Genomic DNA, 12,572 nt, shown 5'->3' with positions numbered 1-12,572 from the left:
GAATAACGCATTTTTTATTGCTTTACCCAATCCATTCATTCTTTTTCTGCAAGAATACGCATATTATTTCGAATAAGCTCTTCACTTTGTCTTGTTATTATTTGTATTCTTAATGAACTACCATACATGTCTCAATAAAAATCTGCTCAAGGATATTTTTCTTTAAAATTAACTTCTGCAAGAATTTTATCAAATATACCTTTTACTCGTTCATAATCTTTTTCTCCTTTATATGGATAAGGTACAAGTTTTAATTCAACTTTCTTAACAATTTTTGAAAAAATTTCTTTAACCATATTTTCTAAAACTGTAAAAATTGCACTTACTTGTTGTTCTAAAGTACTAACTTTATTTTTAAGAATTTGTTCGTCTTTTTCTCGCTCTTTAAAAAAGTCATTAACAACTTTTTTAATATCGTCAAGACTAACTACTCCTTGATCACCTTTGTCACCCTTGGCTCCTTTATCACCTTTGGCTCCATCTTTACCTTTTTCACCAGCAATCCCTTGATCACCTTTGTCACCTTTATCACCTTTGGCTCCATCTTTACCTTTTTCACCAGCAATCCCTTGATCACCTTTGTCACCTTTGTCACCTTTGTCACCTTTTTCACCAACTAAAGTTTTTAATCAGTCTTGAATAGTTCCTTTGAATCCATCTTCTTTAGCAAGATCAAAAGCACTCTTACCATCTTTACCAATTAATGATTCTAATCATTGTTCTTCAGTTCCTTTGAAACCTTTTTCTTTAGCTACTTCATAGGCACTTTTACCATTAGTTCCGTCAGTTCCGTCTTTACCGTCTTTACCTTTTTCACCAGCAATCCCTTGATCACCTTTGTCACCTTTTTCACCAACTAAAGTTTTTAATCAGTCTTGAATAGTTCCTTTGAATCCATCTTCTTTAGCAAGATCAAAAGCACTCTTACCATCTTTACCAATTAATGATTCTAATCATTGTTCTTCAGTTCCTTTGAAACCTTTTTCTTTAGCTACTTCATAGGCACTTTTACCATTAGTTCCGTTAGTTCCGTCAGTTCCGTCTTTACCGTCTTTACCTTTTTCACCAGCAATCCCTTGATCACCTTTGTCACCTTTGTCACCTTTGTCACCTTTTTCACCAACTAAAGTTTTTAATCAGTCTTGAATAGTTCCTTTGAATCCATCTTCTTTAGCAAGATCAAAAGCACTCTTACCATCTTTACCAATTAATGATTCTAATCATTGTTCTTCAGTTCCTTTGAAACCTTTTTCTTTAGCTACTTCATAGGCACTTTTACCATTAGTTCCATTAGTTCCATTAGTTCCGTCAGTTCCGTCTTTACCGTCTTTACCTTTTTCACCAGCAATCCCTTGATCACCTTTGTCACCTTTGTCACCTTTGTCACCTTTGTCACCTTTTTCACCCTTGGCTCCATCTTTTCCGTTGATTCCAGCTACTCCTTGATCACCCTTGTCACCTTTATTACCTTTGTCACCAATTAAAGATTTCAATCATTCTGAAGGTGTCCCTTTAAATCCATTTTCTTTGGCAACATCATATGCACTTTTACCCTCTTTTCCAATTAATGATTCTAATCACTCTTCTTCAGTTCCTTCAAAACCATTTCTTACAGCTATTTGATATGCAGATTCACCATCTTTTAAAGCGATTTTTTTGTTATTTTGATCACCGTTAGTGCATGCTACAGCAGAAATACTTGTTGTTGCAACTAAACTCATTCCTCCTAATATTGCTAATAGTTTTTTCATTTTTATACTCCTCTTTTATTATTTTTTAAACACAAATAATTAATACAACAAAACTCTTTTAAAAGGTTCAAAAAAAAAAAAAAAAGTTTCTAAAACCAGTCATTGGTTTCAGAAACTTAAGCAGTTAAATTTTTTTGAAGTTTTGATATTAGAAAATTGATCAACGGTATGGAAATAAATATTCCGCTCAATAAAGTATAACAACAAACTCAAATGATCCAGTTTTTTAAACTTTCTTGATCATTTCAAATTATTGAAATCATATAAGAACCTAGAAAGCTAAAAATAACTCCAATTAATAAAATTGCAAGATTTTCACTAACATTTTTTAACAAAATTTTTTCTTTAGTGAATCCTAAAATTCTTAAATCATCATTTATATTTTTAACGAAAGTTGAATACATAATTAAACTATTTATTATCATTAGTAAACCAAACGTGATTATTACAATATTTAAATAAACAGCTAGAAAATTTAATCCCTGCATATATTTAATAAGTTCGGGGTTTTCAGGATTTGCAATACCCATTTTCCCAATTACATTTACATTAAAATTTAGCAGAGCAAATGATAATGTTATTATAAACAACATTGGTGTTATTTTCTTTATATTATTTTTAATGTTGGCAAAAATTATTTTTGAAAAATAATTTTTTTTGAAAATAACTATCAGCACTTTCATAAGTCATGAAACTAAAATATCTCCTAATATAAAAATCCCAACTGCCAAAAATATTCCTCCAAACAAATAAATAACTTCTGCTCTTGTAAATGTTATTAGGCAAAAATATCCAGCAATAAATCCTAAACCAAAAGCTAGTTTAAATATAGTTGTTTTCTTGCTACTTTTTTCAGAATTTAAATCTGATACTAAAAGTTGTTTATATCCTCTAGTGCTTATAAAAACAACTGCTATTAAAAATAATAAACCACATATCATAGTTATAAAAATGCTGGCTGCACTTAAATTAATTTTAAACGACAAATCAAGAATTTCTTTTACTTGCAGTTCTTTAACTAAAATACTGTTCAGTAAAATTGAAGATAAAAATCCCAAAATGAATACTGGCATTAAAATTAGTAATTGCTCTTTTAATAAGTCTATAAAGATTTGTTTATGCGAAATTCCTAAAAGACGTCTTTCATTTAAATCTGCTCGGCGCACTTCTAGATTAAGTTTCATAATCGATAAAGATAATAAACTACAAGTTATAAAAGTTAAACCAAATGAAATAATAAAAATTAATGTCATATTTGATTCGCCATTGTTTTTTATAGATGAATTTGATAACAATAAAAACAATGATGACGTTATAAACATTGAACTTATAAAAAAGGCAATCGCTGTAGCTATGTTATATTTTTTATAGTATTTCATTTGTTTAATGATCATATTATTTCTCATAATTATTAAATAACCTTGCTTCTATTTTAGCTATATCAATATCTTTTGTTTTGATAATTTCATCTAGTTTACCATTACTTATAAAAAGAATTTGATCAGTTGTTAAAGCTACATCTGGATCATGGGTTACGATAATTAATGTTTTATTATTTAATTTACTATTTGTAATTAGTTCGTTAAGAACAATTTTCTTATTAACTAAGTCTAATGCTCCTGTTGGCTCATCAGCAAAAATAATTTTTGATCGACCAATTAGTGATCTTGCAATTGCAACACGCTGTTTTTGTCCACCAGACAGTTTTTTTACATTCATTTTTAGTTTATCTTGAAGACCTAAAGAATTAACTATAGTGTCATACTTATTTAAATTAATTTTTGCTTTGTTATTTTTTTCAATCAGCTTGATATTTTCTTCAACTGTAAGATAGTCCACTAATTTATAATCTTGAAAAATATATGATATGTTAGTTGCCCTAAATTTTGTTAGTTTTGGTTCTTTTAAATTAGTGATATTAACCTTATTAATAACAACAGATCCCGTTGTTGGCTTTTCTAATCCTGAAATAATATTTAAAAGCGTTGATTTACCAGCTCCGCTATTTCCCATAATCCCAATACAATCACCTTCATTTATGGTAATAGTAATTTCTTGTAATATATTTTTTTTAGTAATTTTTTTAATTTGAATAATTTCCTTCATTTTATTTCTCCTTTTTTATTGACTTTAAAAAAAGAAATTACGTAGAAGTTATTTTTTGTATATACAAAATCGTGGCAGAAAAAATCAAACTAAATTCTTGTTGTTCATTAACAACACTTTTTTTATTAGAAGAAAAAGAAAACTTATCAAGGATTTGAAACTGCAAAATATTATTCTTATTAAAAAACGCAAAATTTATTAGAAATAAAAGAAATGTAAGCGGGACCATATTATATTTAAATATAAGGTCATATTTTTTAAAAATATTTGAATTAGATACTGAAATTCAGCATAAAATCCCAAATATAAATAACACTGTCAACGTTCAAATGAACATTAACAAAATAAAAGTTAAAAAACTCTTTTTAAAACTTAAATATTTATTTTTATATAATAAAAATCGTGTCGTTTGTATAATCATATTTAAAAATATAAAAGCAACTGTACAAACAAACATGAACCCAAAAAAAGATACAAAATTGCTAATTAATAAAAGCAAAAACAAATAGAAACTTTTTTTAGTCATAAAATATGCTCCTTTGAATCTACATTCTTTTTTTATACAATTTAAATTAAATAAAAGTGCACTCGTATTTTATAAAAATCGAACAAAAGTTAATTTTTAATAGGTACCAGTAATTTAAATAGAGTATATCTTAAAACCTAAACTTATACATAAAAAAAGACCTTTATATTTTAAAAGTCTTTTCTTATTTAAATTACTGTGTAAAAGTTTTTAATAAGCTTTATTTTGCTTTAATAACACTTATTTTTTATAATGTTTTAAATACATTTTCCCATCTTCACTTAAAATTCTTCCTGTTCAAGATCCTTGCTCAACTTTAGTTAACTCATCGTTGATTTTAAAAATTCTTGCATCCAAATTATCAAATGTTGATAAAATAACAGCTTCAATAATATTAGGTTCAGTTGGTGAACCATACTCTTTTTTCCCATGACTTGCCAAAATCATATGTTGTAATAATGTTAAATCAGAATTAATTTTCCCTGATTCATCTTTGGCAATGTTTAATTCTTCAGCCATTTTGTATAATTCCGCATTTCCAATACTAATATGACCTAATAGTTTACCTTCTAAACTATAATCAGTAGCTGTTTGATCTACAAGTTCAAAGATTTTTCCAATATCATGAAGAATTGCTCCACAGATTAACAAATCTCAATCAATAGCTGCATACAAATAATTTTCTCTAATTGCTAAACAATTTTTAACTAATGTATAACTATGTCAAAATAATCCCCCAGTTACATTATGGTGAATTGTCATTGCTGCTGGATAAATTAAAAATTCTTTTTCATATTTCTTAATTAATCCAATTGTCAATGCTTTGAAAGTTGGATTTGAAACTTTTTCTAATAATTCCATTAAATTAGCATATTGCTTTTCAATATTGACCGGTGCTACTACAAAGAAATCAGAATTTTGAAATCCTTTTTGTGCAACTTTCTCTTCATCTCAAATTTCATAATCTCCAATTTTCAATTGTAAAATTCCTCTAAACTCATTTGGAATGATTTCTTTAAAATAAATATAGCTATTTGGTTTAATAAGTTCACGATCTTGATCAGTTACTACTCATTTACGCGCTTCAACTCTTCCGGTTGCATCAGCTAAATGAACAATCATATAATTACTTCCGTTACTTCCAGTTGAAACAATTACTCGCTCAACCCTTGCTAGAAGTTCAACTGAATTTAATTCGGTTGAAATATCTTTAAGTTTTAACATTTCTTGCACTTCCTTTATGTTTAATTTTACATTTAAATTGTCAATAAAAAAATAAACCTTTTGGTTTATTTTTTTATTCACGAAATAATTACTTGTAAATTACCAGTAACTTTAATTGGTTCAAGTTTTCCCAAAGATATTGCTGATTCGCCTGCTTTAAAATGTTGGTCATTAATAGTTCCTGTTCCACTAATAACTGTAAACTGCAATCAACTAGCTTCTTCATCAAGAATAAATTCACTTTCTTGATCAGCATTTAGTATATAAATTGAAAATACAGAAGAAGAAAAAATCTTTTTTTCAGCATTCTGAATAATTAAACTCTTAGAATCAGGAACAATCGTACAATTAATTGAATCTTGCAAATCCAATCTTCTTGGTTGGCTTTGGTCATCTAAACGATCATAATCATATAATCTGTATGTTATATCACTTGAACGTTGCAATTCATAAACTGTTACTCCTGGAGTAATCGCGTGAATTTTACCTGTATCTACAAATAAAAAATCTCCTGGCTTAATAGATTCTTCTTTTAATAACTCTTGTCATTTTCCATTTTCAATCATTGATTCTAATTCTGCTTTTGATTGAGCAGTGTGACCATAAATAATTTTAGCATCTTTAGGACAATCTAAAATATATCAACTTTCAGGTTTTCCCAATTGTTTGTGTTTAGCCATCGCATATTGATCATCAGGATGAACTTGAACTGATAAATAATCATCAGCTGTAATAATTTTGGCCAACAACGGATATTCTCCTTGATAGTTACCAAATAAGTTTCGATTATTTTCAAATACTGTTTTCAAAGCTTGATCTTTAAATAAACCATCTGTTAGATAACTCATTCCGTTGTTATGAGCTGAAATAACTCAAGCCTCTCCAATTTTTTTATTTTCAGGAATTTCAAATCCAAAATCTTTTAACTTTGAACAACCTCAAATTTTTTCAGAAAAGAATGGCTTTAATTTAACAATTTGCATATATCTCATCTCATCCTTTGTATAGTGTTACTCCACTGGTTTTATTATATCTTTTATTTCTTCAAGATAAGCGTTCAAGTCAATAACTGATTGATTATAAGAAAATAATTCACTCTGATCACTAGCGCTACGATCAAGAATACCCATATTAGCTTTCATTGGATTAAATTTCTTAAGTTTTTCATTTGTCACATAGTTTGTTAAAGCCCCAATAACAGTAGTATTTGGCATTTTTGGAAGTTTCTTGTTATTTAATATGCTTAATACTCCCAATGCTGCTACAACACCTAATGCTGTAGATTCAACATATCCTTCAACTCCAGTAATTTGACCAGCAAAAAAGACATTTTTCTTACGCATCACTTGCAGTTTATGGTTTAAGATTTTAGGAGAATTAATATAATAATTTTTATGCATAACTCCATAACGAACAATTTCAAGATTATTCATTCCGGGCAAAGTTTTTAAAATTCGTTTTTGCTCGGGTCATTTCAAATTTGTTTGAAAACCAACAAAATTATACAAAGTATCAATTGCATTGTCTTGACGAAGTTGAACAACCGCAAAGGGAATTTCACCATTTGGCATTGGTAAATTATTTGGTGACATTGGGCCATTTAATAAAACCCTTTTACCTTGTTTTGCCATTTGTTCAATCGGTTGACATCCTCTAAAGAAAATTTCCTTTTCAAACTCTTTAGTTTTAACAACTTCAGCACTTACTAATGCGTTATGAAATTCATTAAATTGATGTTCAGTTAATGGAATACAGATGTATTCACCATCCCCGGTTTTATGGCGCGAATTTAAATAAACTTGGGAGAAATCAATTGAGGCCTTTTCAATAATTGGTGCTGAAGCATCCATAAAGTAAAGCTTTTGATTACCAATTAATCGTTGAATTTCAGCTTTTAAGTTATCAGTTGTTAATGGTCCTGAAGCAATAATAGTAATTTCATTTTCATCGTCAATTGCTAAGACATCTTCAGAAATTATTTCAATATTTGGTTCATTATTAATCATTTTTGTAATGTATTGAGAAAATTCTAAACGATCAACTGCTAAAGCATCGTCACCGGGAATTTGATTTGCATAAGCTGCTCTAATTACCAATGAATCAAAAGCTTCTAACTCTGTTTTTAAAATCCCAACAGCATTAGTTTTTGAACGACTACGAAGTGTATTTGAACATACCAATTCAGCTAGTTGGTCAGTTTTTTGAACAGGATTTGGATTTATAAATTTTGATTCATATAGTTTAACTTTAACACCGTGTTTTGCCAATTGATAAGCTGCCTCTGTTCCTGCTAATCCTGCTCCAATTATTTTGACAACTTTTCCCATAATTACCTCTTTCAATTATTGTATATAAAAAAGCACCTAAGTGCTTTTAAAATTTTGGAATTTATAATTAACTTTCTGTTAAAAATGTTTTCATCTCATTAATTTTATCAATCGAAATTGGTGAACTTCATGATTTTTTTTCTCTAATTGCAGTTCCTACATGAATTTCATTAGCAGCTTCAACAACTTTTTCAATATTGTCAAAATTAACACCGCCACCAACTAATACAGTAACTTTATTATAATCTTTTAATTCTTGTAAAATTTCAAGATTTTTATTAATATCACTACCCCCTGATGTTAAAACAGTTTCAACTCCTAGTTCTTGTAAAATATCTAAAGATTTTTTAAAGTCTACTAAGTTATCAAAGGCCTTATGAAAAGTAACTGTTTTATTACCACGTTTAGCGGTAATTTGTTTCATTCTTTCAACATTAATTTCCCCTTCTGGCGTAATAATTCCTACAACCACTCCCGCAACTTTTGTAGTTACTATAAATTCTAAATCTTGAAGCATTATTTGAAATTCTTCTTCACTATAGAAGAAATCTCTTGCTGTTGGACGCAACATAATATTTACTGGCAATTTCGAAATGTTTCCGGCAATTTCAATATCAGTATATGATGGAGTTAGTCCACCGACTTCTAAATTTTTGCAAAATTCAATTCTATCTGCTGATGATTGATTAATCATATCGATATCTTCAATACTAGCAGCTATCACTTCTAATTTCATATTTTTGTCCCCTTTCATACTATTTTATAGATATTTTCGTAATACTTCAACTTTGTCAAGTTTTTCCCAGCTAAAGTCAGCTTTACCAAAATGTCCATAAGTTGATGTTTTTAAAAAAACCGGTTTTCTCAAATCTAATTCCTTAATTAAGTTATAAACTGAAAAATCAAAGTTTTCATCTAGCGCTTTTAAAATTGATTCCTTAGCAATTTTTTCAGTACCAAATGTTTCAACAAAGATTGAAACTGGTTCAGCTACTCCAATTGCATAGCTTACTTGAATTTCTATTTTATCTGCTAGTCCTGCAGCAACTAAATTTTTCGCTGCATAACGTGCCATATACGCTGCTGAGCGATCAACTTTTGTCGAATCCTTGCCTGAAAATGCTCCTCCACCATGACGAGCATATCCTCCATAAGTATCAACAATTATTTTACGCCCAGTTAAACCTGTGTCTCCTTGGGGTCCTCCAATAACAAATCTTCCTGTTGGATTAATTAAGACTTTAAAATCCGTGTTTAAGCCAAAGTCTAAGGCCACTTTGTCCATAATATTAGATTTAATATAAGCTTTAAACTCCGCATCATTAAAATCAGCATCATGTTGAATTGACATTAAAATTGTATTAATTTTAGGATTTTCCAAATCTGTATAGTCAATTGTTACTTGAGATTTCATATCAGGTCGTGCTCATTTAAAAGTTTTTTGCTTGCGCAATTTTGATGCTGTATAAACCAATTCATGCGCAATGGTAATTGCTAAGGGCAAATAAGTTTTTGATTCGTTTGTTGCATATCCAAACATAATTCCTTGGTCTCCGGCACCAATCAGTTGTTCAGTTAAATCAATTCCTAATGCAATATCATGAGATTGCTCTTCAATTCGCAGCTCAATTCTGCATGTCTCAGCATTGATTCCATAATCATCGTTGTTGTATCCAATTTTTCTCAAAACGTCACGCGCAACTTTTTCATAATCAACAATTGCCGTTGTTGATATTTGTCCTCCAATTAATAAATAATTAGTTGTTGCAAAAGTTTCACATGCAACTTTTGCATTAGGGTCTTGTTTTAAAACTTCATCTAAAATTGCGTCTGATATTTGATCGCAAATTTTATCTGGATGCCCTTCAGACACACTTTCACTAGTAAATAAATTTCTCATATTTCTCTATTTTTCCTTTTACGTTAATGCGTATTTTCATACTATATTATTATACCTTAACCTAAAATAACTAACTATAGAATTAGTTTGAATTAGTATTTTGCCAATCACTATAAAGCAATAAAAAAGCTATTTTCATAGCCTTTTAATATTTTATTCTAATAATAGAGACAGCGTTATTGGTTACATTATCAATTTTTATAACCGCTCCAGTTAAACTACTTGGACCTTTGGCTGGCTCAAAACGAGTAGGCAGGCCAGTTTTTTCTTTTCATATAACGGGTTCTGGTTCCGCTCCAATAATTGAATTAATTGCTCCTGTCATTCCTAAATCAGTTATATAAGCAGTACCTTTAGGTAACAGGCGTTCATCAGCTGTTTGAACGTGCGTATGAGTTCCTACGAAACCAGTAATAATACCATCATAGTTCCAAGCAAAAGCCAACTTTTCAGCGCTGGCTTCAGCATGAAAATCAACTAGTAAAATATCATATTGTAAATTTAAGTCCAGGAATTGATCCATTGCTTCATAAGTACTATTTGCCTTATCCATAAATGTAGTTCCCATCAAATTCAAAACACAAACTCTCTTATTTTGTTTTTCAACAATAACATACCCGTTTCCAGGAGTATAAGCGCTCATATTAAGTGGTTTTAATAAATCAGGAGTTTGATCAATGTATTCTAAAACTTGCTTGTGCTTAAAAATATGATTTCCACTTGTGATAACATCAACACCTAAATTTTTATAAAAATGATAATGTTCCTTCAAAAGCGATTTGCCATGTGAAGTGTTCTCACCATTTACTACAATAAAATCAATCTTATGATCTGCTACAATTTTAGCAATATTCATTTCAAAACATTCTCTTCCTGATCTGGCATAAACATCCCCAATCATTAATATATTCATTATATAATTTTCTCCAATTTCTCAATAATTTTTTTAACCTCTTCATTTTCAGATTGACTCGCTGATTTAACAATTTCCTGGATCATATTTACTTGTTGGTGCAATCTTAATTTTTCTTCAAATTCGTATAAAAGTTTAGTTGTTTTGGTGATTGAGTCATGAACAGCTGCTCGAGATACATTTAATTCTAAGGCAATTTCTTGTAGGGACAAATCTTCTTCATTATATAATTCAAAATAGTCTATTTGTTTTGAAGTTAATAAATTTTTATACAAACGAAATAACACTGATAACTCCACTTTATTGTTTAATCCATTTGTCATGTTTGTCATATTATTCCTCTATTCTTCGGTTTCTTCCATAAATCCTGCGACCAATCCATAGATATATTTTTCCAAATCAAATTCAATAATATCATCGACTTGCTCTCCAATACCCATTAATTTAACTGGGATATTTAACTGGTCTTTAATAGCTAAAGCAATTCCACCCTTGCTGGTTCCATCCATTTTTGTTAACACGATTCCACTTACTTTTGTAACTTCACCAAATTGTTGTGCTTGAATAACTCCATTTTGGCCAGTTGTTGCATCAATCACTAATAATAATTCATGCGGTGCTGCCTTATCAAAACGATGCACAATTTGATGCATTTTTTCAAGTTCCTTCATTAAGTTTACTTTATTTTGTAAACGACCAGCAGTATCAATTAATAGCAAATCATACTTACCAACCTGTGCTTGCTCAATTGCATCAAAAATAACACTAGAAGGATCTTGATGAGCCTTTTTACCTTTAATTAAGTCAACTTTATTATCTAAGCGAGTTTTAACTCATTCTTCTAATTGTTCAACTGCTCCGGCCCTAAAAGTATCGCCAGCAGCAATTAAAACCTTATAACCTTGTTCAGCATAAAAGTTAGCAATTTTAGACAGTGAAGTTGTTTTTCCAGTTCCATTAACCCCAACAACCATAAAAATATTTAAGCGACCTTCAACAAAATTTAAATAATATGGCTTTTTATCTTTGTCTAAATATGCTTCATAAAGTTCTTCAATTAACAGCTCTTTAATTTCATTAAAATCGGTAGTTTTTTTAACACGCTTTTGCATTGCTTTTGAAATTTGCAAAACCATTTTCATTCCCATATCAGTTTTAATTAGCACTTCTTCTAGATCTTCAAAAAACTCATCATCAGCTTCCTTATATTTCTTTGATAATTTTTTAATATCTTTAGAAAAATCTAATGCTGATTTCAACATTGCTTTTTCAGCTTTTTCTTTTTTAACGGCCTCTTTTTGCTTTCTTTTTAAATCTCTTTGAGTTTTTTTTAAAGCTTTTTTAGTTGGAGAAAAACGTGGCTCATTAAATTGAGTTTCCTCAAATTCAGCCGGTTTATTGCTAGAATCTTGAACTTCCAAAACTAAATTAGATGAATTTTCATCCAATTGATATGTTGGAGCTGTATCTAAAATAATTGAATCATATGAAGGAGTTATTTCAGTAACCGTTTCCTTATCTAAAATTGATTTTGGTTTAGCTGGACAAATTACTTTTTTCGGTGGTATGCCAAATTCTGGAGTTGGCGGTTCACATTCTTCAATATGTGGTGGTTTTTTAATTTCACTTTCATCTGATAAGCTTTTCACTTTTTTTTCAATTGCTTGCTTATCCAATTTATCGTCAACAATATTATCTTTTTTAGAAACTTTTTCTTTCAACTTTGATCAAAATCCCATAAAACATCCTCTTTCGCTATTTGTTATATTATACCAAATCTATCTATAATTAATTGCTGCCTATTTTGGCAAATAAAAAGAACCCA

General features: G+C 29.4%; 11 protein-coding genes. All 11 read right to left on the bottom strand.

The annotated features are described in order from the left end of the window. Window positions 1–14: 14 nt before the first annotated feature. Window positions 15–1,751 (bottom strand): lipoprotein, encoded by a 1,737-nt coding sequence (locus CXP39_RS04010; protein WP_211276877.1) that lies wholly within the window; start codon window positions 1,749–1,751, stop codon window positions 15–17. 116 nt (window positions 1,752–1,867) lie between these two features. After that, a complete protein-coding gene (locus tag CXP39_RS01220; RefSeq protein WP_027048526.1) occupies window positions 1,868–3,145 on the bottom strand; it encodes an FtsX-like permease family protein in 1,278 nt (425 codons plus the stop codon). Window position 3,146: 1 nt separating this feature from the next. Beyond that, a complete protein-coding gene (locus CXP39_RS01215; RefSeq protein ID WP_027048525.1) occupies window positions 3,147–3,857 on the bottom strand; it encodes an ABC transporter ATP-binding protein in 711 nt (236 codons plus the stop codon). Between the two features lie 766 nt (window positions 3,858–4,623). Further along, entirely contained in the window at window positions 4,624–5,607 is a 984-nt protein-coding gene (locus tag CXP39_RS01205; RefSeq protein WP_027048523.1) for a 3'-5' exoribonuclease YhaM family protein, read from the bottom strand. A gap of 65 nt (window positions 5,608–5,672) precedes the next feature. Beyond that, window positions 5,673–6,590: a type I phosphomannose isomerase catalytic subunit gene (locus tag CXP39_RS01200; RefSeq protein WP_027048522.1), complete on the bottom strand. Its 918-nt coding sequence runs from the start codon at window positions 6,588–6,590 to the stop codon at window positions 5,673–5,675. A gap of 27 nt (window positions 6,591–6,617) precedes the next feature. Further along, window positions 6,618–7,934 carry a methylenetetrahydrofolate--tRNA-(uracil(54)-C(5))-methyltransferase (FADH(2)-oxidizing) TrmFO gene (gene trmFO, locus CXP39_RS01195; protein WP_027048521.1) on the bottom strand — a complete coding sequence of 439 codons (1,317 nt, stop codon included), beginning with the start codon at window positions 7,932–7,934 and terminating at the stop codon, window positions 6,618–6,620. Between the two features lie 67 nt (window positions 7,935–8,001). Continuing rightward, complete coding sequence (locus CXP39_RS01190) at window positions 8,002–8,670, bottom strand: copper homeostasis protein CutC (RefSeq protein WP_027048520.1); 669 nt, start codon at window positions 8,668–8,670, stop codon at window positions 8,002–8,004. Between the two features lie 24 nt (window positions 8,671–8,694). Continuing rightward, window positions 8,695–9,834, bottom strand: a complete 1,140-nt coding sequence (gene metK, locus CXP39_RS01185; RefSeq protein WP_027048519.1) for a methionine adenosyltransferase — start codon at window positions 9,832–9,834, stop codon at window positions 8,695–8,697. Between the two features lie 145 nt (window positions 9,835–9,979). After that, window positions 9,980–10,747 (bottom strand): TIGR00282 family metallophosphoesterase, encoded by a 768-nt coding sequence (locus tag CXP39_RS01180; protein ID WP_027048518.1) that lies wholly within the window; start codon window positions 10,745–10,747, stop codon window positions 9,980–9,982. Continuing rightward, window positions 10,747–11,079: a YlxM family DNA-binding protein gene (gene ylxM, locus CXP39_RS01175; RefSeq protein WP_084497597.1), complete on the bottom strand. Its 333-nt coding sequence runs from the start codon at window positions 11,077–11,079 to the stop codon at window positions 10,747–10,749. Before ylxM ends, CXP39_RS01180 begins: the two co-directional genes overlap by 1 nt. 9 nt (window positions 11,080–11,088) lie before the next feature. After that, complete coding sequence (gene ftsY, locus CXP39_RS01170) at window positions 11,089–12,486, bottom strand: signal recognition particle-docking protein FtsY (RefSeq protein WP_027048516.1); 1,398 nt, start codon at window positions 12,484–12,486, stop codon at window positions 11,089–11,091. Between the last annotated feature and the right edge of the window lie 86 nt (window positions 12,487–12,572).

The organism is Mesoplasma syrphidae, from assembly GCF_002843565.1.
GTDB classification, from domain to species: Bacteria; Bacillota_I; Bacilli_A; order Mycoplasmatales; family Mycoplasmataceae; genus Tullyiplasma; species Tullyiplasma syrphidae.
The sequence above is the reverse complement of the archived record's forward strand: the minus strand, read 5'-3'. Positions and strand labels throughout refer to the sequence as shown.